The sequence below is a fragment of the Methylomonas lenta genome, assembly GCF_001644015.1.
GTDB lineage: Bacteria > Pseudomonadota > Gammaproteobacteria > Methylococcales > Methylomonadaceae > Methylomonas > Methylomonas lenta.
This window is the reverse complement of record NZ_LUUI01000111.1, coordinates 34,376-60,642: the sequence shown is the minus strand read 5'-3', so window position 1 is coordinate 60,642 and position 26,267 is coordinate 34,376. Positions and strand designations below refer to the sequence as shown.

23 protein-coding genes and 1 pseudogene are annotated in these 26,267 nt (G+C 47.3%); 18 read left to right on the top strand and 6 right to left on the bottom strand.

Going from position 1 to position 26,267, the window contains the following annotated elements; genetic code table 11:
- Nucleotides 1-101 precede the first annotated feature (101 nt).
- Nucleotides 102-1,022, bottom strand: coding sequence for a transcriptional activator NhaR (gene nhaR, locus A1359_RS12565; RefSeq protein WP_066983294.1), 921 nt, complete (start codon nt 1,020-1,022; stop codon nt 102-104).
- Nucleotides 1,023-1,131: 109 nt separating this feature from the next.
- Between nhaR and ppc the strand changes: the two genes are divergently transcribed.
- The 18 genes and pseudogenes from ppc to A1359_RS12475 all read left to right on the top strand — a co-directional run bounded on the left by ppc (nt 1,132) and on the right by A1359_RS12475 (nt 20,630).
- A complete protein-coding gene (ppc, locus tag A1359_RS12560; RefSeq protein WP_066983291.1) occupies nt 1,132-3,930 on the top strand; it encodes a phosphoenolpyruvate carboxylase in 2,799 nt (932 codons plus the stop codon).
- Nucleotides 3,931-4,011: 81 nt separating this feature from the next.
- A pseudogene (locus tag A1359_RS12555) lies at nt 4,012-4,641 on the top strand (carbonic anhydrase family protein); the annotation flags it as partial.
- A 238-nt stretch (nt 4,642-4,879) separates the two neighbouring features.
- Complete coding sequence (locus A1359_RS12550; RefSeq protein WP_066983282.1) at nt 4,880-5,488, top strand: DUF502 domain-containing protein; 609 nt, start codon at nt 4,880-4,882, stop codon at nt 5,486-5,488.
- 43 nt (nt 5,489-5,531) lie between these two features.
- The gene (locus tag A1359_RS12545) at nt 5,532-7,199 is read left to right on the top strand and encodes a peptidase domain-containing ABC transporter (protein ID WP_066983279.1); all 1,668 of its coding nucleotides are present in this window, start codon (nt 5,532-5,534) and stop codon (nt 7,197-7,199) included.
- Complete coding sequence (locus A1359_RS12540; protein ID WP_066983276.1) at nt 7,199-8,557, top strand: HlyD family secretion protein; 1,359 nt, start codon at nt 7,199-7,201, stop codon at nt 8,555-8,557. Before A1359_RS12545 ends, A1359_RS12540 begins: the two co-directional genes overlap by 1 nt.
- The gene (locus tag A1359_RS12535) at nt 8,554-9,978 is read left to right on the top strand and encodes a TolC family protein (RefSeq protein ID WP_066983274.1); all 1,425 of its coding nucleotides are present in this window, start codon (nt 8,554-8,556) and stop codon (nt 9,976-9,978) included. Before A1359_RS12540 ends, A1359_RS12535 begins: the two co-directional genes overlap by 4 nt.
- 14 nt (nt 9,979-9,992) lie before the next feature.
- Nucleotides 9,993-10,481, top strand: a complete 489-nt coding sequence (locus A1359_RS12530) for a hypothetical protein (protein ID WP_066983270.1) — start codon at nt 9,993-9,995, stop codon at nt 10,479-10,481.
- 157 nt (nt 10,482-10,638) lie between these two features.
- Nucleotides 10,639-11,427: a prolipoprotein diacylglyceryl transferase gene (lgt, locus tag A1359_RS12525; protein ID WP_066983267.1), complete on the top strand. Its 789-nt coding sequence runs from the start codon at nt 10,639-10,641 to the stop codon at nt 11,425-11,427.
- A 69-nt stretch (nt 11,428-11,496) separates the two neighbouring features.
- Nucleotides 11,497-12,594, top strand: coding sequence for a peptide chain release factor 2 (gene prfB / locus A1359_RS12520; protein WP_066983265.1), 1,098 nt, complete (start codon nt 11,497-11,499; stop codon nt 12,592-12,594).
- Between the two features lie 29 nt (nt 12,595-12,623).
- Nucleotides 12,624-12,860 carry a DUF4160 domain-containing protein gene (locus tag A1359_RS12515; protein ID WP_066983262.1) on the top strand — a complete coding sequence of 79 codons (237 nt, stop codon included), beginning with the start codon at nt 12,624-12,626 and terminating at the stop codon, nt 12,858-12,860.
- Nucleotides 12,841-13,104: a DUF2442 domain-containing protein gene (locus A1359_RS12510; protein WP_066983259.1), complete on the top strand. Its 264-nt coding sequence runs from the start codon at nt 12,841-12,843 to the stop codon at nt 13,102-13,104. Before A1359_RS12515 ends, A1359_RS12510 begins: the two co-directional genes overlap by 20 nt.
- Nucleotides 13,105-13,118: 14 nt before the next feature.
- The gene (locus tag A1359_RS12505; RefSeq protein WP_066983256.1) at nt 13,119-14,147 is read left to right on the top strand and encodes an AAA family ATPase; all 1,029 of its coding nucleotides are present in this window, start codon (nt 13,119-13,121) and stop codon (nt 14,145-14,147) included.
- Nucleotides 14,148-14,162: 15 nt separating this feature from the next.
- Nucleotides 14,163-14,804, top strand: a complete 642-nt coding sequence (locus A1359_RS12500; RefSeq protein WP_066983253.1) for a hypothetical protein — start codon at nt 14,163-14,165, stop codon at nt 14,802-14,804.
- Nucleotides 14,805-14,934: 130 nt separating this feature from the next.
- Nucleotides 14,935-16,431, top strand: a complete 1,497-nt coding sequence (gene lysS / locus A1359_RS12495; protein ID WP_066983250.1) for a lysine--tRNA ligase — start codon at nt 14,935-14,937, stop codon at nt 16,429-16,431.
- Nucleotides 16,431-16,736: a DUF2818 family protein gene (locus A1359_RS12490; protein ID WP_066983247.1), complete on the top strand. Its 306-nt coding sequence runs from the start codon at nt 16,431-16,433 to the stop codon at nt 16,734-16,736. Before lysS ends, A1359_RS12490 begins: the two co-directional genes overlap by 1 nt.
- Before the next feature lie 29 nt (nt 16,737-16,765).
- Complete coding sequence (locus tag A1359_RS12485) at nt 16,766-17,251, top strand: flavin reductase family protein (protein WP_066983243.1); 486 nt, start codon at nt 16,766-16,768, stop codon at nt 17,249-17,251.
- Between the two features lie 74 nt (nt 17,252-17,325).
- Nucleotides 17,326-19,272, top strand: a complete 1,947-nt coding sequence (gene ftsH, locus A1359_RS12480) for an ATP-dependent zinc metalloprotease FtsH (RefSeq protein ID WP_066983241.1) — start codon at nt 17,326-17,328, stop codon at nt 19,270-19,272.
- A gap of 101 nt (nt 19,273-19,373) precedes the next feature.
- A complete protein-coding gene (locus A1359_RS12475) occupies nt 19,374-20,630 on the top strand; it encodes a glutaredoxin family protein (RefSeq protein ID WP_066983238.1) in 1,257 nt (418 codons plus the stop codon).
- Nucleotides 20,631-20,642: 12 nt separating this feature from the next.
- Here A1359_RS12475 and A1359_RS12470 read toward each other — a convergent pair whose 3' ends face one another.
- The 5 genes from A1359_RS12470 to A1359_RS12450 form a co-directional block, all read right to left on the bottom strand.
- Nucleotides 20,643-21,503 carry a transglutaminase family protein gene (locus tag A1359_RS12470; protein ID WP_066983234.1) on the bottom strand — a complete coding sequence of 287 codons (861 nt, stop codon included), beginning with the start codon at nt 21,501-21,503 and terminating at the stop codon, nt 20,643-20,645.
- Between the two features lie 5 nt (nt 21,504-21,508).
- Nucleotides 21,509-22,306, bottom strand: coding sequence for a transglutaminase-like domain-containing protein (locus A1359_RS12465; RefSeq protein ID WP_066983232.1), 798 nt, complete (start codon nt 22,304-22,306; stop codon nt 21,509-21,511).
- A gap of 172 nt (nt 22,307-22,478) precedes the next feature.
- Nucleotides 22,479-23,558 carry an alanine racemase gene (alr, locus tag A1359_RS12460; protein WP_066983230.1) on the bottom strand — a complete coding sequence of 360 codons (1,080 nt, stop codon included), beginning with the start codon at nt 23,556-23,558 and terminating at the stop codon, nt 22,479-22,481.
- Nucleotides 23,555-24,949: a replicative DNA helicase gene (dnaB, locus tag A1359_RS12455; RefSeq protein WP_066983227.1), complete on the bottom strand. Its 1,395-nt coding sequence runs from the start codon at nt 24,947-24,949 to the stop codon at nt 23,555-23,557. The genes alr and dnaB overlap by 4 nt, the downstream gene beginning before the upstream one ends.
- A gap of 83 nt (nt 24,950-25,032) precedes the next feature.
- The gene (locus A1359_RS12450; protein ID WP_066983225.1) at nt 25,033-26,256 is read right to left on the bottom strand and encodes an HD-GYP domain-containing protein; all 1,224 of its coding nucleotides are present in this window, start codon (nt 26,254-26,256) and stop codon (nt 25,033-25,035) included.
- Nucleotides 26,257-26,267: the final 11 nt, after the last annotated feature.

Sequence of the window (26,267 nt, the reverse complement as noted above, 5' to 3'; positions counted from 1 at the left end):
TCATTTTTATTCTAGCTGAGAAGAGGGTACTCCAAATCTGAAGTAATAACAGGCAATATTCAGCGTTGTTGAATACGCTGAATTGAGCTGGCTGGATTTTGTTAAACTTTCGGCTTGTTCAGTAAATCGAACAAGCCATGCTGAGCATTTTCTAAAATGGCTGATACCAGAGGATGTTTCATGCGTCTTTGTGCGGTGATGGCATAAAAACGTTCGCTCACCCCCGCCGCTGGCCCTAGCATCTGGGTGCCGTATTGACGCTGGATTTCACTTGCCACCGTGTGTGGTGAAAAAAATAGCCCGGCACCAGCGGCGCCAAAAGTTTTCAACAAAGCACTGTCTTCTACTTCGGCTTGAATCACAGGGCTGATTTGCTGGGTATCAAACCATTGATCCAGCGATCGACGCAATGCGGTATTAGTCGTGGGCAACAAAAATGGCGCACCATTCAAGCAGCGCGGAAAATCCTGCTGATAACGTTTAGCCAATTCCGGTGCTGCAAAAATCGCTACTGCCGATTCGCCTAAAAAATGATTGAATACTCGGGCGCCACTGGCTGGTGTGGCGGGTACATCAGACAGCATCATATCTATATTATGTAAGCCAATTTCTGTAAGCAGGCGCTCTGTTTTATCTTCCAGGCATTGAATCTGCGCCGGTTCCGCTATCTTTAATAAGGGTGCTATCAAGCGGTAGGCAATTAGTTTGGGTAGAGCATCGCTGATGCCAATATTTAATCGCAGGCCACGCTCGCTGGTGCGACCTTTTAGCATATGCGTCATTTCGCGGCCTAAAGTAAAAATTTCATCCGCGTAATGAAATACGGCCCGTCCGGTATCAGTCAGCACCAACTTTCGACCTTCTTTGCGGATTAATTTAGCCCCCACAGATTGCTCGAAAACGGCTAATTGCGCACTGATAGTCGGTTGGGCCAAGTGTAAGATTTCGCAGGCTGCGCTGATGCTACCTTGTTTGGACACAGTCCAGAAATAATATAAATGCTGGTAATTGATTCGTTCCATGCTGCTTTATGTATAGTAAAAAACTATATTAAATATTTATTTATTCTATTTTACTATTGTTTGCATCTGATGTAATTTATTCAGCATCTGTAAACCCTAGAGAGTCTTTATGTCCCGCACAGCTGAATACGACGACAAAACCTTGCGTGCCAATATCCGCTTATTAAAAGTGATGTTGGATAAAGTGCTTAAGCATCAGGCCAGCCCAAGAGTGGCGGCCATTGTTGAACAATTGCAACGTCAGTTTTCTGCCTTGCAACGTGACGGTAATCCAGCTCGTCGCCAGCAATTACTCAAGACTTTGGAAGACTTGCCAGCAGAAACCTTAAGCGAAGTGATACGTGCCTTCAGCTTATATTTTAGCTTGCTGAATATCGCTGAAGAATCAACTCAACTGCAACATCGTCGGCGACAAATTGAAAAAAACAAGCATTATTGGCGAGGATCGTTTCATGACACGCTGCTGGCATTCAAGCAATCCGGCGTGACTGTCGAGCAATTGCAGCCCTTGCTGGATGATCTGCATTATTTGCCGGTGATGACGGCTCACCCGACTGAAGCCAAGCGTCGCACCGTACGCGGCGCCCTGCGTAGTGTGTTTATCAGTCATGAGAAGCTGCAAAACACCGGTATCAAAGGCTATTTTCGCGAGGAAGTACTTGATCGTTTGCAAAACAAAATTCAATTACTTTGGAAAACCGACGAAGTGCGCGCACATAGCATGGGCGTAATCGATGAAATCGACTCAGGCATGTTTTACTTTCCGCTCTCCTTATTCGAAGCCACCGCTCAGGTATATCGAAATCTGCAGCGCGCGCTGGTAGATGTCTATGGTAGTAGCGCCGCAGCGCAAGTACATATTCCCAGCTTTTTGAATTTTGGTTCCTGGATTGGCGGCGATCGCGATGGCAACCCTAATGTCAAACCGCAAACTACCGCCTTGGCCCTTCGCCTGCAAGCTCGCACCATTACGCAGGAATATCTACGCCGGATTGATTTGTTGCGCGAGCAGTTGGCGTATTCTCATGGCTTGTGTCAACCCACTGAGGCTTTTTTGCACAGTCTGGAAAATGACCGGGAGATGCTGGGCGAAAGTGCAGCTGCAATTGAACGTAACTGCTTGCAGGAACCTTATCGACACAAGCTTTCATTAATGAAGCTGCGCATGCATAAGCGCCTGGAGTTAATCGAACAGCGTATCGTAGGCGATAGTTCGCAAACCGACGCCCATGCCTACAATGACATTCAAAGTTTTCATGCCGATCTGATATTGATCAGAGAGTCACTGATTAGTCATGGTGATGAAGCGCTCGCCAATCGCGATTTACAGGATTTAATCCGTTTGGTTGATGTGTTTGGTTTTTACCTGATGCAGTTGGATGTGCGTCAGGAATCGACTCGCCACAGTCAGGCGGTAGCGGAGATTCTATCGGCAGCGCTGAATATCGACTACATGAATCTGGACGAAACCCAGCGCTTGCAAGTGCTGAGTGAAGCGATAGCGATTCCGGGTGGTCTGGGTTATGACGCCAGTGCTTTGAGCCCTGTCACCGCGGAGACTCTGGAAGTGTTTCAGATTATGGCGCAGATGCGGCGTGAGATTGGCCACGACTGCTTTAGTCGTTATGTGATTTCCATGACGCACTCTGCCAGCCATATCATGGAAGTGTTACTGCTGGCGGCACAAAACGGCCTGGCCGGGCGCATCAGTGGACAATGGTATTGCCATATTGGTGTCAGTCCATTATTTGAAACTATCGATGACCTCAACCATATTGATAGCGTACTGCGAGGCCTTTTGTCACAGCCGGTTTATAGAGCTTTGTTGCAAGCCTCCAACTTGCGTCAGGAAGTCATGCTGGGTTATTCGGATTCCTGTAAAGACGGCGGCACGCTTGCTTCCGCCTGGGGCTTGTATCGGGCGCAGCAACAGGTGGTAAAAATTTCCGATGACGAAGGTATCCCTTGCCGCATGTTCCATGGTCGCGGCGGCACCATCGGTCGCGGTGGCGGTCCGACTCACGAAGCGATTCTGGCGCAACCGCCAGCGACTGTGCGCGGACAAATCAAATTTACCGAGCAAGGCGAAGTACTTTTTTACCGTTATAACAACATGGAAACTGCCATTTATGAGCTGACCATGGGGGCCACTGGTTTGATGAAAGCCAGCTTGAGTTTGATTCAGCCGGTAGAGCAAGATCAAACGCATAATTTGGCGGTGATGAGTGAACTCGCTCAACTGGGCGAACGCAGTTACCGACAATTAACCGAGCATACCCCTGGCTTTCTGGATTATTTCTACGAAGCCACTCCGGTAGCGGAAATCGGCCAGCTTAATATAGGCTCGCGACCTTCGCACCGCAAAAAACAGGATAGATCCAAATATTCGGTGCGAGCCATTGCCTGGGTGTTTGCCTGGGCGCAATCACGACAAACCTTTCCTGCCTGGTATGGGATTGGTTCCAGTCTGGAAAGCTATTGTGCTGGCAATCCGGAGCGCTTGAATGCCTTGCGTGAGTTGTATAAAAACTGGCCGTTTTTCCGCAATTTACTCAGCAATGCCCAAATGGCTTTGAGCAAATCTGACATGAGCATCGCTGAAGAGTACAGTGCCCTGTGTGTTGATCCGGAAGTGGGTAAACGCATCCACAGCCTGATTGCCAGTGAACACCGCCGCTGTGTGGACTGGGTTTTGGAGATTGCCGAATGCGATCAGTTACTGGCAGAAAATCCGGAACTTGCTGCCTCGTTACGCCGTCGTAACGATTACCTTGGACCGTTAAATTATATGCAGGCCGGTTTATTGCGAGCCTTAAACGAAGATACCGAGGACGGCCAAAGTCGATGGATGAAGCCATTGTTACGCACTATCAATGCTATTGCGGCAGGCATGCGCAACACGGGATAATTTAGAAATTAGATCGTCAGCCGGATTACTTTTAGTCATCCGGTTGACAGCGTTAAGTTGATTTATTGACCCCAAAAGGCATTTATGAAAACCTTAACTCAAGAAATGCAAGCCGCCATCACGCCCAACATGGCTTTGTCCTTATTAAAAGCCGGCAATCAGCGTTTTATCAGCAATCTAAAAATCAATCGCAATTTGTTGCAACAGGCCAACGAAACCTCTGATGGTCAACATCCGTTTGCGGTGATTTTAAGCTGCATCGATTCCCGCACCTCGGTGGAGCTGATCTTCGACCAGGGTCTAGGCGACGTGTTTAGTATTCGCATAGCCGGCAACATTATCAACGAAGACATCCTGGGTAGCATGGAATTCGGTTGCCAGCTAGCAGGCGCCAAAATCATCGTGGTATTAGGCCATAGCAATTGTGGCGCCATCAAAGGCGCTTGCGATCATGTGGAAATGGGCAATTTAACCGCTCTGCTCAGCAAAATTCAGCCTGCGGTTTTTGACGAAAAAACCGAACAATCTAATCGCAGTTCCAGCAACGGCACTTTTGTGCAGAACGTCGCTGAAATCAACGTGCAACGCACTGTCAAAGCCATACAGGAACGTAGCCCGATTTTAAAACAGCTGATTGAGTCAGGTGCCTGCAGCATTGTCGGCGGCATGCATAACATCAGCACTGGAGAAGTCATGTTTTATGAGGACTGACCCAGCATCAATAACCATCAGCACACAACACCAAAAGCTCGCTGAATGATTGCACTCAACCAGCAGACTAGGCTGAACACCCACGCTGTTTCAAGCGTTCTCGCTAGACAAGCCTGGGGCGGTATTACTTGGTCCTGGACTGTGTATAGTCATTTTAGCTAGAGCATAAGCCGCTAATTATCCGAGTCGATTACTGTAGACTCGACCGCTCTAATAAAAATATCGAGAGGATACGCAGATGAAAAATACACTCAAAAAAATACTAGATTATGTGATTATCGGCGTAATTGGTTTTCTGCCTATTGCGTTGATATTTCAGATCATTATGTATGTGGAACGCTTTTTAAAGGACTTTGTATTACTCGTGCATGGTCGATATGAAAATCCGTTAGTTACCATATTATTGTTTGTGTCTGCGATTGCCTTGTTGGCTTATTTCGGTAAGCTGCTCAAACATGACAGGGCACATGTGTTGTATTACCTGGAATCGTTTATTCAACGTATCCCTCTGTTAGGTAGTATTTATCGAGTGGCACGTAAGCTATTAAAGTTGTTCCTGGCTACGGAAGAGTCGCAAGTGAGGGAAGTGGTCTATGTCGAATACCCCAAAGATGGCATGTGGGTGCCCGCTTATGTAACTAATCGGATTGGTGCTTGCTACATATTATATGTGCCGACTTCACCCAACCCAACCTCCGGTTTTACCGTCATGGTGGATCAGTCAAAAGTGAGGCGCTCGACTATGGATATCGAAGAAGTCTCCAGCTTTGTGATTAGCGTAGGTGTCGATTTTGCAAAGCCTGAGGATATCAAGGCTTTATATGCAGCAGACAGCGTGAAACATTGAGAAGCTTGCTCTAGTCTTTGACAATCATCAGGAGTGATTTTACATGTCTAGCCATCCGACGCCTTTGCAGCGCCTGTATCAGTTGGTGCAACTGGAAAGCGAGGATATTACCACCCTGATTATTTACGGTTTGGGGATAGGTTTGATGTCGCTGGCTACGCCGATTGCGGTGCAGTCGCTGGTTAACACCATAGCCTTTGGTGCCTTGTTTCAGCCATTGCTGGTGTTGACGCTGATTTTGTTTGTGCTGATGACGTTTAGCAATACGCTGGCAGCCTGGCAGTTTTATGTGGTGGAAATGCTGCAGCGGCGTTTATTTGTACGCTTATTCGGTACGGCAGCAAACAACCTGCAACAGACCGATTTTGCCGCACACGATAGCCATTATTTACCTGAATTGAGCAATCGCTTTTTCGATGTAGTGACATTGCAAAAAACAGCCGCCGTCATGCTGCTGGAAAGCCTGGGGTATGTATTGCAAACCCTGATCGGCATGTTGTTGCTGGCGTTTTATCATCCGATATTACTGGCGTTCGACTTGTTTTTAATCACCATGCTGATTTTGATTATATTCGTGATGGGAAAACATGGCGTCAGCACAGCAATTGAACAATCCAAAGCCAAATATGCCGCCGCGGCCTGGTTGGAAAACATTGCCGGCAACCCCTTACTAGGTAAATCGACACATACCCAGAACTTTTTTCGGCAGCGTACCGAACAAATTGCCGTGGATTATCTGTATGCCTGTACCCAGCATTTTCGTATTTTGGCTAGACAAAACATCGCTGCACTGGCTTTGCACGCGGTCGCCAACACTTTATTACTAGGCTTGGGTGGCTGGATGGTCATCGAGCGACAATTGAGCCTGGGACAACTGATTGCCGCCGAATTGGTGGTCAATGCCATGCTGTATGGCCTGACTCGGCTGGGCAAAATTTTGGATAATTTTTACGAACTGTTGACCAGCATCGACAAAATAGGCCATTTGCTAGACTTGCCGCAGGAAAAAGAGCTTGGCACCTCACCCGCAGTCAAAACCTCGGCCTACCGCGTGGTACTGGATAACGTTAGCCTGCCGCAAAACCCACAACTCGACACCTTGCTCCATCTGAATCTGCAGATTGCGCCCGGCGAGCGGCTGGTCATTAGCAGCGGCACGCAACACGGTAGTGTGCTTGACCTACTGTATGGTTTACGCAGTCCCACCAGCGGTTCGGTCAGTCTGGATAATCAGGATTTACGTGACCTGAATGTGGGTTTGCTGCGCGATACCATTGCCCTGGTGCGCGAACCGGAGACCATCCCGGGCACGATTGCTGAAAATGTGCATATGGGTAGGCCGCTAGATTTACATGCCATACAACAGGCTCTGCAACAGGTTGGGCTGCTGGAATTTATCACCGATTTACCGATGGGACTGAACACGCCATTGGGTTTACAGGGAGCGCCGCTCAGTCGGGAGCAGTGTCTGCGCCTGAGTCTGGCTCGTGCTCTGTCTCAAAATCCGCGCTTGTTGATGTTGGATCAAGTCCTGGATCATATCGACAGCAATTACCTACCCAGGATACTAGATTATTTAGTGGCCGATGAGTCGCCCTGGACCTTAGTGATTAGCAGCCAGCAAGATCAGGTCATCAAAGCCTGTTCAAGGCATTGCCGCATAGAACAGGGCGCTTTGGTTGAGATCAATTCGCCAGCGGAGGCCTGGTAATGCGTACCGATCAAACCAGTGTATTTACCACAGCTTCGATCCGTGCCCTGGCCCATGCTCAAACCCTGCCAGCGGCCAGCCGTATCGCCCGCTCGTTACTGCTGATATTGTTCATCTTGTTAATCCTGCTGAGCCTGACCCCCTGGCAGCAAAACGTGCGCGGCTTAGGCAGGGTAGTAGCATACAGCCCGGCTGAACGCCAGCAAGTGATCAGTGCACCGGTCGAAGGCAGGGTCAGCCGCTGGCTGGTTAGAGAAGGTAGCCAGGTCACACAAGGTCAGGTGATTGCCGAATTGCTGGACAATGATCCCCTGTTGTTACAACGGCTGGCCAGTGAACAAGAGGCCATGCTGGCACGTCAAGTTGCAGTCGAAAGTCGGGTTGAGACTTTCCGCAGCCAATTACGCATGGCGGAGCAAGCCCGCCCGCAAGCGTTGAGCGCAGCAGAATCACGCATTGCGATGGCCAAGCAGCGACGCAGTGCTGCCATGCAAAGCCTGGATGCTGCCAAAGCCGCGAATAAAACCGCCAACTTGAATTTAAACCGCCAGCAGCAATTACGCGGCAAAGGCTTGTCATCGCAACGCACGCTGGAACTGGCGCAACTGGACAGCGCCCAGCGCGATGCAGAACGTAATCGCGCCCAAGCTGGCTTATCCGCGGCGGACAGCGAGATTGCCGCCCTGCAAGCCGATTGGCAAAAACTGTCTGCCGACACGCAATCGCTGATCGAAAAAACCCGCGCCGATCTTAATAAAGCCATCGAAGATCAAAACTACCTGCAAGCGGATCTGTTAAAACTGCAAACCCGCCTGGCACGGCAACAAACCCAAACCATCACCGCACCGCAGGAGGGCACCATATTACGCTTGCTGGCTAATCCGGGTGCTGAGCTGCTGAAACCCGGCCAAGCCGTGGCGCTTTTGGTGCCGGATACTCAATCGCGTGCAGTGGAATTATGGGTGGACGGCAACGACTTGCCTTTGATTGTTACCGGTAGTCATGTGCGTTTGCAATTCGAAGGTTATCCGGCCGTCCAATTTGGCGGCTGGCCGGAGTTTTCCGTGGGTTCCTTTGGCGGGCAAGTTGTTTTAATCGACGCCAGCGACGATGGCAAAGGGCATTTTCGGATTTTGGTGACACCTGCGGACGACGATATTCCTTGGCCGGATGCGCGTTTTTTAAGGCAGGGTGTGCGGGTGAATGGTTGGGTGTTGCTGGGGCAAGTGACGTTGGGTTACGAATTATGGCGAATCTTTAACGGCTTTCCGCCTTTGGTATTGCCAGAGCCCGAGTTAATGCAAAAATTTAAAGACGACAGCAAAACACTCAGCAGCAGTGAGAAAAAAGACTCATGAATAAAATCATTCTGAGTTTAGTCATGATATTTGGCTGTTGCCAGTTAGTTTTTGCGGCCCCTCCGGCTCCGGCTCCCTTGATGTTGGACGAGGTGCTGTCTGCGGCTTTGAGGGCTTTCCCGGGTTTGTTGGCTACCGGTCAGCGCCAGAACGTCGCGGCAGGTGAGTATCAAGTTGCCGAAGGTGGCTTTGATACCCAGTTAACAGCTAAAAATCGTTGGTCGGTGGTCGGGGTTTACGAAAACCAAATGAATGATCTCGGCATCGAACAACCCACCGGTCTTTGGGGGGCGACTTTTTTTGGCGGCTGGCGCCGGGGTGTGGGCGATTATCCGGTTTACGAAGGCAAAAGCCAGACTTCCAATGATGGTGAATTTCGCGGCGGTGTGAATATTCCTTTGTGGCGCAACCGCGAAATCGATAGCCGCCGTGCCAAGCTGCAGCAGGCCGAACTGGGTAAAATCATCGCCAGTCATGATTATGACCAAGCTTTGCTGGAAATTCGCCGCTTGACTAGCTTGCGCTATTGGGATTGGGTTTTGGCTGGTCAACGGTTACAGGTTGCAGAACGTTTGTTGCAAATTGCCGAACAACGCGACGCCGGTATTCGAGAACGCGCTGCAGCGGGCGATATTGCTGATTTTGAAGCCCTGGATAATCAGCGGGCTATTTTAGAGCGTCGTGAAAGACGGGTTGCAGCCCAACGCCTGCTGGAACAAAGCGCCATTCAACTGTCCTTATATTGGCGTGATGCCGAAAACCAACCTCAATTGCCTAGCGCTGATTTGCTACCCGTCGGATTTCCGCAGCAGGAGCCGCCAATAGACATCAATTTTGAGCAAGCTTTAGTGGCTGCACAAAACCAGCGTCCGGAGTTGAAGCGTCTGGATTTACAAAAACGCCAAACCGAAACCGAAATAGCATTACAAGCTAATCAAAAAGCGCCAGGGGTGGATTTTTCGGTAATAGGCGCTAAAGACGTCGGCTACAGTGACAATAAAGTCAACCGGAATGAGTTGTATCTGGGGCTTAACGTAGACATCCCGCTGCAACAACGTGTCGCAGGCGGTCGTTTGCAAGTGGCTGCGGCTAATCTGCAGCGCTTGAAATATGATCAACAATTATTGAATGATCGCATAGCCAACGAAGTCCAAGACGTGTTGTCAGCATTATCTGCTGCTCGCCAGCGTGTGCAACTTAGTCGTCAACAATGGCAAGCAGCACAACAACTGGAACAAGGCGAGCAAAGCCGCTTCGAACTGGGTGATAGCACCTTGTTATTTGTGAATTTACGCGAAATCGCCAATGGCGACGCGGCCTTGATGGCAGCCGACGCCCAAGCCAATTTGTTCAAAGCTCATGCAGAATATCAAGCAGCGCTTGGCATACCCATATCAACCAACGACATTATCAACGAGTAAGGCAGGTTATCGCTATGAAACGCATGTTGCCCAAACCCTCGGCAAAACTTTTCCTACCCAACCCAGCCAATATCAGCGCAAAACGCGCTAAAAAATTGTTTTTGCTCAGCCTGTTTGCCACCTGGATCATCATGCCGGAATTGCTGTGGCATAAGTTGAGCTTTGTTTTTCATCATATCGGGATTTTGCTACATCTTTTATACGAAACCATTTCATTCCTGCTGGAAGAGAGTTTAATGCATGGTCTGGGTATGCAAAAGTATTATGCGCAGATGTTGGTGTTTTATCTATTTTTGACCCTGGCTTGTTTGGTGCTTTATTGGCTATGGAAACGCCTGCCGCGGCTTTTGCAGTCAATTAAAATCAGATTAATACTATTTGGCTCACACATAAAATACCAAGCTATCGAAACCTGGCAAAGCCTGACTGCTTGGCAAAAAATCAAATTATTATTATTTCAGTTTGCTGGCATGGCAGGCGGATTGATGCTTTTAATTTCGTAAATTTTTTAAAATCAATGTGATGGATAGGGAAGGCGGATTCTAACGCGACATTATTGTAAAAGCGGTCAGCCTGATTTTTTGGAATATGCGTTTGCCGCCTGCCTCCGAACCTTGTACTCTGTGACGAATATATTCAATCAATTCGTATCATTTTATTATGCAACACCTAATCTGGAATCTCGACCCCATCCTGCTTGATATTGGGTTTCTAAAAATTCGCTGGTACGGCCTGATGTTTGCGTCAGGTTTTGTCGGCAGTTTTTTGACCATGCAGTGGATCTATCAACGTGAAGGCAAGAATGTCGAGGAATTGGATACCTTGCTGTGGTATATGGTGATTGCTACCATTGTTGGCGCTCGTCTGGGGCATACCTTGTTCTACGATCCGGCTTATTATTTGTCGAATCCGATCAAAATACTGGCGATTTGGGAAGGCGGGCTGGCCAGTCATGGTGCTACGCTGGGGATCATTCTGGCTTTGTATCTGTATAGTCGAAAATTTGGTGACAGTTATTTCTGGTTGCTGGATAGAGTGAGTATTCCGACCGCGTTGGCGGGTGCGTGCATCCGGGTCGGCAACTTTTTAAATTCTGAAATTCTGGGTATTCCCACTCAAGAACCCTGGGGTGTTATTTTTGTACGCATAGATCCGCAGCCGCGTCATCCGGTACAGCTTTACGAAGCGCTTTGTTACTTAGTCATATACGGTGTTTCGCTGATGCTTTACAAAAAACACGGCGATAAGCCGGGTTTCGTGTTTGGATGTTTTATCAGCATGTTATTTACCGTGCGGTTTTTTCTGGAATATTTCAAAACCGAACAAGCCATGTATGACACCGGAGTGGCGTTGACCACTGGTCAATTGCTCAGTATTCCATTTGTATTGGCCGGAATTGGTTGTGTGATCTGGTCTTTAAGAAACCATCAGCCCAACCCTACGACGTAATCGTTTATAATCACGCCTTTTTAAGTCGCCGGGTCATGCCGGCGTTTTGCATTTGGGTTTTGAGGGTTCATGCAAGAAATTAATCCGATTAAATACAAAATAGCTGACTTGCGCGAACGTGGCGCCGGGCTGAAAACCTATTTGGATTTCGATACCAAGAGCGAACGATTGGTTGAAGTGCTACGCGAACTGGAAGATCCGTCGATCTGGAACAAGCCGGAACAGGCGCAGGCCATGGGTAAGGAGCGGGCAATGTTGGAAGGCATTGTGCTGACGATCAAAGATTTAGAGCAAGGCCTGAACTACGCCGAAGAGCTTTTGTTGATGGCTGTGGAAGAAAACGACGAAGACACCGTGGATACCGTTGCGGTCGATTTGGAACAGTATGAACAGAAAGTTGCCAATTTGGAATTCCAGCGCATGTTTTGCGGTGAAATGGACGCCAACAATGCTTTTTTAGATGTGCAGTCTGGTTCCGGTGGGACTGAAGCACAGGATTGGGCGTCCATGATAGAGCGAATGTATTTGCGCTGGGGCGAGGCCAAAGGTTTTAAAACCGAGTTGATCGAAGAGTCACCCGGCGATGTGGCGGGTATCAAGAGTGCCACCATTAAATTCGAAGGTCCATATGCCTTTGGCTGGCTGCGTACCGAAACCGGTGTGCATCGTTTAGTGCGCAAATCGCCTTTTGACTCCGGAAACAGAAGACATACTTCATTTGCTTCGGTATTCGTTTCGCCGGAAATTGACGATGATATCGAGATCGACATTAATCCGGCCGATTTACGCATCGACGTTTATCGGGCCAGCGGTGCCGGTGGTCAGCATGTCAACAGAACCGAATCGGCGGTCAGGATTACCCATAATCCCAGCGGCATCGTCACCCAGTGTCAAAGTGATCGGTCGCAGCACAAGAATAAAGATACCGCGATGAAGCAATTGAAAGCCAAGCTCTACGAGATGGAGATGCTGAAACGCAACGAAGGTTTGCAGGCAATTGAAGACTCCAAATCCGATATCGGCTGGGGCAGCCAGATTCGCTCCTACGTGCTGGATCAATCCCGCATCAAGGACTTGCGCACCAACGTCGAAACCGGCAATACCCAAGCGGTACTGGATGGCGCACTGGATCAGTTTATTGAGGCTAGTTTGAAGAGCGGTTTGTAATTTTTTGCTGCTTGAGTATTGATAAGTACATGCCCACCGTATTAAGAATTGGCGGATACCGCTTTTTCTTTTATAGCAATGAAAATGCTGAGCCAGCCCATATCCATATTCAGTATGAAAAAGCATTGGCGAAGTTCTGGCTTAAACCTGTTGCGTATGCAAAAAGTAGTGGCTTTTCAGCGCATGATCTATCAAAACTCAGCAAGTTGGTAGAAGATAATCAACCAATATTATTGGAGGCGTGGAATGAATTCTTTAGCCGTTGAACTTCCCCGAGCATGCGCGGTGAATTGTACCGATCAGGAGTTGATCGTATTTCTTACCGATGGAAGGCATATTTCGGTTCCTATCGTCTGGTTTCCCCGTTTAGCCAAAGCCGATGCCAAGCAAAGAGCCGATTTTGAGATATTGGGCGATGGTGAAGGTGTATATTGGCCGCAGATTGATGAAGATATTTCTGTGTTTGGGTTGATTGCGGGTAAGCCGTCAATAGAGTTCAACGCAATTTAAGACTGAATCTGCATATGCTGAAAAAATTGACCATAGAGAATTTTACTAATTTTGATAAGGCCGAGTTTAACTTTGTTCCCGGCATCAATATTATTATAGGTGAGAACTCTAGCGGTAAAAGTCATATTCTAAAGCTGGCTTATAGTATTGCAAGTGTATGGAATCAATGTGGGAAAGAAGGCTGGAAAAGTAGTCTAAAAAATAAATTATATAAAGTATTTAAAGTTTCAAAGCTTAAAGACTTGCAGTCTTTACATGATGCTTCTAGTCAGGATTGTGTAACTCGTATGGTTTTAGAGTTTTCAGTCAATCACAAAAGTAGAGAATCTGAGATATTAGATATTAGTTTGGGTGTCGATAGTATCAATGTGAAACAACATCCCACCGCACCATTGATGAAATTGCCACTTTTTTTTCCAGCAAAAGAAGTGCTTTCACTTTTTCCAAACTTTGTCACGTTATATGAGAAATATCATTTGTCTTTTGATGAAACTTATTATGATTTATGTAAGGCAATAGATAGTCCACTGTTAAAAAAGCCAAATCAATCTCTTATAGACTCAATAGAAGAAATTATTGGTGGTAAATTTGTTCTTAAAGATAATAACTTCTATCTACAAACGGATCAGGGTGAAATTAATATATTTATGGTGGCGGAAGGATGGCGAAAGTTAGGTATGCTTTCCTATTTGATTGCTAACGATTCGCTTAAAGAAGATAGTATTCTGTTTTGGGATGAGCCAGAAACCAATTTGAATCCACAGCTAATAAAGCTATTAGCTGTTATTTTGCTTGAGTTGACTAAGTATAATGTCCAGATTGTAATTGCTACCCATAATCTTTTTTTGATGAAGTATTTCGACTACCTTATCGCTAATGCTCAAACACAAATACCAACTGCTTTTTTTAGTTTGGTGCGCACTGGACATGGAGTAAATGTTGAGCAGGGTGGTCGGCTGAGTGAGCTAAATACTGTTGTGGCTTTGAACGAAGAATTGGATTTATATGATAAAGAGCAGGAAGCACTTTACTCCAACATATAGGACTGCATTAATTATATGCCAACTATAATTTCAGAGGGTGAAGGAAGTCGTGAATTAGTGTTTGAATTTTCCGATAAATGGAAAGTGTGTAAGTATGACGAGATTAGTCCAGAAAATTTCTACAATAAGCTTAAAGGAAATGGATATAAAGCTGTAGATTTTATTGCAGTTTCAGATAATGCTTTTCTATTGATCGAAGTCAAATATGTTTTGGCTGATGATGAACGAAGTTCTATCCGTTTTGTCGTTGAAGATAACCGATATGCAGAAATTCTTCAGGGGCTGAAAGAGAAATTAAGTAATGAAGAGATTAATGCTGTTTCTTTCAGTAATAAGAGGCCATACTTAATAGATGAAATCCATAAAAAAGTAAGAGACACTTTGTTAGGGCTTTTGGCAAGTAATCGTAATAATGATTCAAATCTTGTTAACTATAATAGACGTGTTTTTGATGAAAACATGCCGATTTTTGTTATTATTTTTTTGGAGCGTAACCAGGAATTAAATAATCCAGAATTTTTTAAACCAATGGCTTCTAGTTTAAAAAAGGCTTTAGAACAAAAATTGATGGTTTTAGGTAATATTAAGGTTGATGTCGTTAATACTCATACTATTCCGCAGTCGCTTGGGATTTCTGTCTCTACACTTGGTTTTTAGCTTATATAAATTCTGTTTATTAATTGCATGCACCTTCTAGTATCGATAATAAGTAATTTATAATGCGTGATTTAATATTATTTTAGTCACATATTGTAGTAATTTTAATTATATTTAGTATATGTCAATCATGTCAGAAATAGAACACGACGAACAAGAACAAATTAAACAGCGCCGCGAAAAACTTAACGGCATTCGCGAAGAAGGTATTGCCTTCCCGACCGATTTTCGCCGCAATGTAGTGGCCGGCGAAGTATTGGCCGAATACGGCGAAAAATCCGAAGAAGAATTATTAGCCGAGCCTATACGGGTGAAAATTGCCGGCCGCATGATGACACGTCGTATCATGGGTAAAGCTAGCTTTTGTCATATGCAGGATATGTCCGGCCAAATTCAATTGTATGTTGCCCGTGATAATCTGCCGGAAGGCGTTTATAACGACCAATTCAAAAAATGGGACATTGGCGACATCATTGGTGCCGAAGGCGTGTTGTTCAAAACCAAGGTCGGCGAACTCAGCGTCAAGCTTGACGAAATCCGGTTATTGACTAAAGCCCTGCGTCCGTTGCCGGAAAAATTCCATGGTGTTGCCGATCAAGAAATCAAATACCGCCAGCGTTATCTGGATTTGATTATGAGCGACGAAACCCGCAAAACTTTTTTGATGCGTTCGAAAATCGTCAACTATATCCGCGAATTTTTGATCGCACGCGATTTTTTGGAAGTGGAAACACCGATGATGCAAGTCATCCCCGGTGGCGCTACCGCCAGGCCCTTCACCACTTTTCATAATGCGCTGGATATGGAACTGTATTTGCGTATCGCACCGGAGCTGTATTTAAAACGGCTGGTAGTGGGTGGTTTCGAACGGGTATTCGAGATCAATCGTAATTTCCGCAACGAAGGTCTGTCGACTCGACATAATCCGGAATTTACCATGATAGAGTTCTATCAGGCCTATGCTGAATATGGTGATTTGATGGATTTGACTGAAGCTATGTTGAAAGGGATTGCTGAGGATGTGGTTGGCCAGTCAACTATCGAATATCAGGGCGATCATTATGATTTTGCTAAACCGTTTACCCGCATGACGGTGCTGGAATCGATTCTGCATTTCAATCCGGAATTGACGCTTGAGGACTTAAATAGCCGCGAAGCGGCTGTCAAAGTGGCGGAAAATCTGAAAATTCCGCTCAAAGACAGTTATGGTCTAGGCAAGGTGCAGATCGAAATCTTTGAGAAAACGGTGGAACATCGTTTAATGAATCCAACTTTTATTACAGCCTACCCGGTAGAGGTGTCTCCGCTGGCACGCCGTAATGATGACGATCCGCATGTCACCGATAGGTTTGAATTTTTTGTTGGTGGCCGTGAAATTGCCAATGGTTTTACCGAGCTGAATGACGCCGAAGATCAAGCCGAGCGGTTCAGAAAACAGGTGGAAGAAAAAGAAGCCGGCGACAACGAAGCCATGCATTTTGATGCCGATTACATCACCGCCTTGGAACATGGTATGCCGCCGACCGCCGGTGAGGGCATCGGTATCGATCGATTGGTGATGTTGTTTACCAACGCACCGAGCATCCGCGACGTGTTGCTATTTCCGCATATGCGCCCTAAAAACTAATGGCAGCAACCAGCGTATACGGCGTTTTATTGGCAGTGGCTTTTATAGCTGCCAATTTACCCTGGTTAAGCGAGCGTTTTGTATTGGTCGTAAGACTAAACAAAACCGCAGGCTGGCGCTGGATGGAGTGGCTGGTGTGTTATGGTTTGGTCGGTTTGCTGGCTATGGCTTTGGAAAATAAACTGACGGGTGGTTTACATGGTCAGCAGTGGGAGTTTTATGTGGCTACCCTCTGTTTATTTACAGTTTTTGCATTGCCCGGATTTATTTATCACTACGACTTAAAAAAGCTGTTAAAAGCATAAGTTGGGCAATAATAATCTAAGAGAAATTTATGAGTGTTGATGCAAGTCAGTTTAAAAATGCCCTGAAATTATGGGCGAGTGGCGTCACCGTAGTGACAGCTCAATCCGAACAACAAGGTTTGAAAGGGATGACGGCTACCTCGTTTAGCAGTGTTTCCGTGGACCCACCGCAGGTTTTGGTGTGCTTGAATCAGAATACCGATACCGGTACAGTAGTATTGGAACAAAAACAGTTTGCTGTGAATATACTCGGTGCTGAACAGCGGGATGTGTCGAATCAATTTGCCGGCGGCAGTACTCAGGAAGAACGGTTTGCTAATGTGGGCTGGGAAGTTGGCGAGAACGGCGCGCCTTTGTTAACAGAATCTTTGGCTAGTCTGGAATGTAAAGTCGTCGATCAAGTGTTGGCGGGTACGCATTGGATCGTGATCGGTGAAGTGCAAAAAGTCATCTGCCGCAGTGGCGAGCCGCTGCTGTATTACAGCGGAGCCTATCGAGAATTGACCCAAGCGTGAACTAGTCGACAAAATGGATTAGCAGGAGTAGCTTAAGCAGATAGTTTTATTCTGATCTGGAGGCGTGCCACGTTATGTTAGATAAGCAAAAACTGACCGAAATTTTTAAAACACTACTCGATTGGCTTTATCTAGCCTGGCGCTGGCTGGATAAATCGCTTAAAACATTACTCAAGCCACCAACAGATACGGGGGCTAAATCGGAAGACTCTCAAGCACCTGCCAATAAACCGACTCGTTATTGGTTATATGTTTGGCTTGGCATTTTGCTGTTATCCCTATTGGCTGGTGGCGAAAAACCGCAGGGGCAGGAGATACCCTACAGCCAGTTCTTGACACTGGTTAATGCAGACAAAGTTGACAAAGCCGTCGTCACCCAACACTTTATTAATGGCAGTCTCAAGCAAGCAGACAAAGAACTAGGTGAGCATTTCTTTACCATTCCGTTGTGGGATGAGCCACTCACCAAAAACCTGCAGGATCACAAAGTTGAATACGTAGTCAGAAGCGGGGATAACTGGCTTAGCAATTTGCTGTTCAACTGGATTATCCCTATCGCTATTTTTGCCGGCATCTGGATGTGGCTGTTACCCCGGATGACTGGAGGTGCAGGACGTGGATTTTTGAATATAGGTAATAAAATCAAAATTCAGCAGGAAGCCAGCAAAATTACCTTTGACGATGTGGCCGGTGCAGAAAGTGCCAAGCAAGAGTTGAAGGAAACCATCGAATTTTTAAAATCCCCCGAAAAACTGCAAAAGCTGGGTGGCCGCATGCCCAAAGGTGTGTTGCTGGTTGGTTCGCCTGGTACGGGTAAAACCCTGCTGGCGCGCGCTGTATCCGGCGAGGCTGGCGTGCCATTTTTTAATATCAGTGCCTCTGAATTTATCGAAATGTTCGTCGGTATTGGCGCAGCTCGGGTGCGGGATTTGTTTGAGCAAGCCCGGCAAAAAGCGCCTTGCATCATTTTTATTGACGAACTGGATGCCATCGGTCGATCACGCGGTGGCCCGGCAATCATGGGTGGCAACGACGAACGCGAACAAACCTTGAATCAATTGCTGACCGAAATGGATGGCTTCGATCCGACTGCAGGCGTCGTCGTGATGGCAGCTACCAATCGGCCGGAAATTTTGGATAAAGCTTTGTTACGCGCCGGTCGTTTCGATCGGCAAATTGTGGTCGACAAACCTGATTTGATCGACCGTATCGCCATCCTCAAGTTGCATAGTAAAGCCATGCAATTGGACCCTGATGTTGATTTGGATACCGTCGCCAAACGAACACCCGGCTTCGTCGGCGCCGATTTATCCAACATCGCTAACGAAGCGGCGATTTTGGCTGCGCGTGGAGAACGTGATTCAGTCAGCATGGCTGATTTTGAGGCAGCCATCGATCGAGTCATGGCTGGGCCGGAAAAGAAAAATCGATTACTTGGACCGGAAGAAAAACGCCGTGTTGCTTATCATGAAGCTGGTCATGCATTAGTGGCGGAAACCGTGCCGACCGGTCAACCGGTGCATAAAATCTCCATCATTCCCCGTGGTGTATCGGCGCTGGGTTTTACTTTACAATTACCGGTTGAAGAAAAATATCTATCTACTGAAGCCGAGTTGAAAGATCAATTGGCCATTTTGTTGGGCGGGCGCGTCGCTGAACAACTGGCATTGGATAGTGTGTCTACCGGTGCGCAAAATGATCTGGAAAAAGCCAGTGAAATTGCTCGCAACATGGTGTGTTATTTGGGTATGAGTGAAAAACTGGGTCCGCTGATTTATGGGCAACGCCAGCAATTGCAATTTTTAAGCGGTGAACTATCCGAGCAACGCAATTACAGTGAAGAAACCGCTCGCATTGTCGATGCCGAAATCAAAGCCCTGGTTGAGGATGCTCAGCAACGAGCGTTGGATATACTCAGCACAAAACGCAAACTTTTGAATCAATTGGCTGATTTGCTGCAGGAAAAAGAAGTTATTCAGCGGGAGGAGATGCTGGCTTTAATTGTTAAAAAAAGTAAGTAGCGCTTTGGTAGCTTAGAAGAATAGGCTGCTGTAGTGGCAGCCTGACCGCCTTTGGAATTATCTAAGCTACTTTTTAATGATACAAATCTGAACAAAATTCGATGATATCTTTTGGCTTTGCGAAAAATAGCTGTTGCAGCTTAATAACTATTGGCTTACTGCTTCTGCTGATATTAGGGGTTATACCGAGGGCGGCTGCGGAAGATATCGACAAGCCAGCAGCCATATCAACGCTGGCTGCAGCAGCGGATATTGAGGTTTTTGTTCTGGATGGTTGCCCGCATTGTGCCAAGGCTGAAGAATTTCTGCATAAACTGCAGCAGGAAAGGCCGGCTTTGCAGATTGTTTATTACAATCTTAAGCAAAACCCGGAATACTTGCAGCGGTTAAAACAAATCGCGCAAAAAGTTCACAATCCCTCTTTAAGAGTGCCGGCTTTTTACCTGAATGATCAACTTATAGTTGGCTATTCAGATGAAATGAGCAATGGTCAATTAATTCGCAATGCATTAGGTGCAACTGGTTTAGAAACGCCGCCAGTGCAGGAGGATTTTGGCAGTTGCGAAGCGGAAAAGCCGGTTAGCTGTGAAACCACTGAGAATCAGGCTGCACCAGACAGTAAAGCCGAGTCGTTTCAGGTGAATCTGTTGGGCCAGACAATATCACTGGAAGAAGTCGGTTTGCCGCTGTTTACTCTAGCTATGGGTTTGCTGGATGGCTTCAATCCCTGTTCGATATGGGTGTTGGTTTTAATGATTTCCATGTTGGCGCCCATGCAGAATCGCATGCGTATGCTTGCGGTTGCAGGTGTATTCGTGGCTGTCGAAGGGGTGGCCTATTTTGTTTTTATGGCAGCCTGGCTTAATCTATTTTTATTGATAGGCCTTTCACGCCTATCGGAAATGATCATTGCGGTTATCGCCATCGTGGCAGGTGCTATCAACTTAAAAGATTTTTGGGCGTATGGGCGTGGTATTTCCTTATCGATTCCGCAAGTCGCCAAACCAGGAATTTACAATCAAATCCGTAAAATATTGCAAGCCGAGAGTCTATTGGCGGCGATGATTGGCGCTATGGTATTGGCGATTTTAGTCCAGATAGTCGAACTGCTTTGCACCTCCGGTTTTCCGGCTTTATACACCCGGATTCTGACCCTACGTCAATTGGATAGCCTGAGTTATTACGGCTATTTGTTGCTATACAACCTAGCTTATATGTTTGACGATTTTATTATTTTAGGCATTGGTGTGGTGACCCTCAGTCAGCAGCGTTTACAGGAAAAGGCTGGTCGCCGACTAAAATTGATTAGCGGATTGGTTATGCTGGGTTTAGGCGTGTATTTGTTGATCATGCCTTGAGCGTTGGTTGACTCAATCTAGTAGATTAACCTGTACGTTGACTGCCATGTTAGGTATCGTAAAGCCGGGGCCAGTGAAGCTGCCGGATACAGGTGGAATGGCTTCCGGGTTGCGGGCTACAGCCACCGCAATATGCCGGTTGCCGGTGATTTCGCCGATGGTGGGATCAAAGCCTTGCCAGCCTTTGCCGGGCAGATAAACCTCGGCCCAGGCGTGAGTTGAGGCATTACCGACTTCAGTGGCGGGGGCATGCAAATAGCCGCTGACAAAGCGACTGGCTAAACCCAGACTGCGGCAAGCTTCGATAAATAAGGTGGCATAGTCACGGCAGGAACCGCTGCCCATCTGCAAAGTTTGTGTAGGCGATTGCACACCCGCTTCTTCCCGCATTTGATAACGAAACTGGCTGTGTATGGTCTGATTTAATTTGTTTTGCAGACTCAAGGTTGCCATGTTGCGTGTGTGCAAGCCCATGTTGTGTAACCAGTTGATGACAGCCGGCTGATCATTATAAAAAACCGGTTGCTGAAAGGCCGCCAGGTCTATTCGATCGCTTTCATGGTATACAAAGGGGTAATGCAGTGCATAGTCTTCCACAGAGGAATTCATCGGTGACTCTTCATAATGCTGAATCACGACTTCGCTGGCAATCCTGAGTTTGTTTGCCGGCTGCAGAAAAGTAACCAATGCCACTGAATTATCAAACACATCGCGATACCATTTAATGTTATAAGCCGGGCTGATATCCAAGCGTGACGATTCGATGCGGACATCATGGCCCTCGCGCGGTCGCAACAATAATTGATGTTGGTTCAGGGTGACGAAATTGGCGAAAAAATACTCCGTGACATGTTGAATACGGATTCTATGCATAGCGATTACTCCGGTGGACCGTTCAATCGCTCAACCTTAACCGCCATATGCAAAGGCGGTAGTGCCGGACCAAACTGGGTAAAGATGGCTACATCAGCAGCATCATGCCCGTAGGCTACCACGACTCGGCCACCCCGCGGTTCCGCTTGAGTAGGGTCAAACGTGTACCAGCGCCCGCCGACATAAGCTTCAAACCAAGCGTGAAAATCCATGGGTTTTAAACCGTGCAAATAACCCACTACCATCCGTGCCGGAATGCAAAGTGCTCGGCAGAGTGCGATTCCCAAATGTGCTAATTCACGACAAACACCTTCGCCGGCTAAATTAACTTCTACTGCCGACATCTGAAAATACGGCGAATCCGGATTGAAACGAATATTATTACGTAGCCATTGATTAATTGACGCGACTTGATCATAGCCTGATGAAACCCCAGCGACGATTTCCTGAGCCAATTCAATAAAACGATCTGATTCGCAATAGCGGCTAGGCAATAAATAGGTCAGCACTGCGTTCGGCAGATTTTGCACCTCTTCAAATGGGGCGCCGGCACACATTTCAATATATTCATTCGTGTGAATATCGGCACTGGTTTTAACCAGAAACATGCCGGGTGGCGCAATTAAGCGTTGGCAGAGGTTACCATAGTCATCGGTAAATTCGAATACCGGCACACTGGGTCGCAAAGTATACGACTCTCTCGCCACCCATTGATTAGCGCCATTACGTGGCCGCAACATCAAAATAAAAGGCGTGGGGACGTTGACATCAAAAGTAAGTTCACAATGGGTACGTAGCCACATCACTATTTTTTTCCTTTTTTAACTATTAATAGCTCTATATTTTCAATGCGTTCTGTATCAGTGCGCAGGCAAAAAATAAGCAGGTTACTCAATCAAATTGCAACCATCAGTTAATCTGTATGAGAGAGATTGCAGGTTTAAAAATATAATCAAACTTGTATAACGGAAATTCTCAACGTTCGACTATTTGCACCCGCTGGGTAATACCGCATAACAAGGTGTAGGGGATAGTGTCGGCATGAAGGGCAATTTCTTCCACCGGTAACTGGTTGCCCCATAGTGTAACCGGATCGCCGGGTTTGGCAGTGGGTTGGCTGTTTAAATCCACCGTGATCATATCCATTGAAACCCGACCGATCAAAGGTACGCGTAGATCATTCACTAATACAGGTGCTCCACATCGCGTATGTCTGTGGTAGCCGTCGCCGTAACCGATCGAAATGACCCCTAAACGCGTGTCGACAGGACATTCCCAAGTACCGCTATAGCCCACGGTTTCGCCAGCGGCAACATTTTTTACTGCAATCAAACGTGAGTGTAAACTCATGACGGGTTTTAAGCCAAAGTGAGCCCCGGTTTTACCGGCAAACGGTGAGCAACCATAAAGCATCAAACCGGGACGAACCCAATCGCTGATCACATTAGGCCAACCGATAATGCCGGCGGAATTAGCAATGCTGCGTTGGCCAGGGTAGCCTTGAATGGCATGGTTGAATACATCGATTTGGCGGCGGGTTTTGTCGTCCAATAAATCGTCGGCGTTGGCAAAATGGGTGATTAAATTAATCGGTTGCTTAACAATGGTGCAATGCAATAGCTGATTGTATGCTGCATTAAAGTCATGGCCCTTAAAGCCCAGCCGATTCATGCCGGTGTCCATTTTTAACCATACCGATAAACTTGATGCAGAGCCGGTTTGCTGTTGCAAAATGTCAATTTGCTGCGAGGTGTGGATGACGGCATCCAGTTGATGTTGCAGCATCAACTGTAATTCATCGATACAAACAAAGCCCTGCAGTACGGTGATGGATTGATTGAAGCCGGCTTTGCGTAATCTTACGCCTTCATCTACGCGGGCTACGGCTAAACCATCGGCCTGATCCAGCGCTCGAGCGACTCGCGTAATACCATGGCCGTAGGCATTAGCCTTGATCACCGCCATGATTTTATTATTTGGGGCATAGCGTTTAACCTGGGACAGATTATGCCGCACCGCCTCCAAATCCAGCTGCACATAAGCCGCTGGCGTCATTCGTAATCCTCGTTGCCGGTGTAAACGCCGGCAAAATTCTCAAAGCGGGTGTATTGACCCAGAAACGTCAGTCTTACGGTGCCTAGCGGACCATTCCGCTGTTTACCGATAATGACTTCGGCGATACCTTTGTCCGGGCTGTCTTCGTTATACACTTCGTCGCGATAGACAAAGATAATCAAATCCGCGTCCTGCTCAATCGCGCCGGATTCACGTAAATCCGACATTACCGGGCGTTTGTTGGGGCGTTGCTCCAGATTACGATTGAGCTGCGACAGAGCAATCACCGGTACATTCAATTCCTTGGCCAAGGCTTTTAGACCGCGGGAAATATCAGAAATTTGTTGCACCCGGTTTTCACCGCTGGAAGGCGATTGCATCAGCTGCAAATAGTCCAATACGATCAAACCCAGTTGGCCGTGTTCGCGGGTCAAACGGCGGGCGCGCGAGCGAACTTCGGTGGGGGTCAGGGCAGGGGTGTCGTCTATGAACAGCTTGGTCTCGGCCAGCAGATTGATGGCGGAAGTCAGACGCGGCCAATCATCATCGTCCAATTTACCAGTTCGTACCTTGTGTTGATCGATACGTCCCAGGGACGACATCATCCGCATCGCTAGTGATTCGCCGGGCATCTCCATACTAAATACAGCCACTGGCATGCCGCTTTTAAGGGCGACGTTCTCGGCCATGTTCATCGCGATAGTGGTTTTACCCATCGAAGGTCTACCGGCGACAATGATTAAGTCCGCAGGCTGTAAGCCTGAGGTTTTTTCATCCAGATCGGTAAAACCGGTGCTGGCGCCTGTAATGTCTCCATCCAGTTCGTACAGGGTTTCGATTTTATCGACAGCCTGAGCTAATAAAGATTTGATTGAACTAAAGCCACCCTGGCCGCGTTGGCGTTGTTCGGCAATTTCAAAGACTTTACGCTCGGCGTTTTCCAGTAAATCAGCAGTTTCCCGGCCTTCGGTACTAAATGCAGAGTCGGAAATTTCGGTGCCGACATGAATCAGCTGTCTAAGGACTGAACGGTCACGGACGATGTTGGCATAAGCAACAATATTGGCTGCGCTGGGGGTGTCATTAGCCAACATGCCCAAATACGCCAAGCCGCCAACATCTTGCAGTTGGCCGGTGCTTTCCAAAACCTCGGATAGCGTCACGACATCGAAAGGATCTTGTTTATCAGCCAGTTGAGCAATGGAGCGAAAAATTAATTGATGATCGCGGCGGTAAAAATCGGTTTCTACAACCTTGTCGGCTACCGAATCCCAGGTTTGATTGTCCAGCATCAAGCCACCCAGCACAGATTGTTCTGCCTGGATGGAGTTTGGTGGTACTTTTAATGATTCGATGGCGTAATCGGTGGGGTAATAATAGTCTTCGGACATCAGTGGCTTATGACAATTGCGGGTTAATGACTGGCCGGCAATTATACCGCATCAGCTGAATTGATTTTGATGATGCTTAGCTTTCAACCGCAGGCCAGATGATAATAATCTGCTGCGTGTTCAGCCAGCTTATCCACCACCGTAGCATCCAGTTCGCCCAACGACACACGATGCTGCAAGTCATCCAGAATATATTGCAAATCCATGCTTTTTCGGTAAGGTCTGGATTGTGCCAGAGCCTGAAAAATATCCGCCACACTGATAATGCGGCATTCCAAATCTTGCGATACACCGCTGGTTTTAAACGGATAACCTTCGCCGCGCAGGTTTTCGTGATGAAAACCGGCCCAGGTTGGAATTTTGCTGTGGGCAAATACCCGCTGCAAAATGCGGTATGTATCATAGCTATGCCGTTGCATGCTGGCCTGTTCATCCATAGTCAATTTGCCGGGTTTATCTATAATGTCTTCGGACACCCGCAGTTTGCCGATATCATGCAAAAGACCGGCGATTTCAACTTGTTCCAATTCCTGACCTGAGATGTTGAAATCTGCCGCCAGTTGCCTGGCGATCAAGGCCACTCGCTCAGAATGTTGTTCGGTATAAGGACTTTTGGCATCCACCACCCGAGAAAACAAACGTGCTAGTTCGCGTTGGGATGGATAGTTCAGTGCAACCAGAGGTAGTGCTTGACCCAGTGTGCGTAAATCTTCATCCAGATAATCCGGCTCCATCGCTAGCCAGAAAGCCTGGCTTTTGGCGATGCGGGTAAAAGCATCCAGTAATTCGGGCGCAAATAAACTGCCGGAGAAACCCTTTAGCCGGGCGACGATGTTGGGTGCTGCGGTCAAAATTTGTTCGCTGTTTAAATAAGGAAACTGCAATACATCGATACGATCGGTCAGAAACAGCAGGTTGGCGCGCATTCGAGTGCGTTGGTCCAGCGGCAATAGTAGTAGTTGTTCCCAGCGTGTATGGTGATAACGCACTTCAGGCGCAAGCTGTGCCAAAGGTGGGCAAGCGGATAGATATTCGGCACCGCGAATGGCATGGGCTTCGGCTCCATCCCATTCCAGCGTTTCGGTGAGTTGTCTGTGTTCCTTGATTTTCGCCACGCCGCAATCATGCAGCATGCCGGCATGCAGAATACTCAAGCGTTCATCATCCGGCCAATTCAATTCCTCGGCAATTTGATAGGCCATCATCGCCACCCGTTTGCCATGTTTAACCTCATCGATGCCAACCAGGTCCAGCGAACAACTCAAGGCAGTGATGGCGCTATGCAAATCGATGTCTTGTTGTTCCATATGGTTGGCTC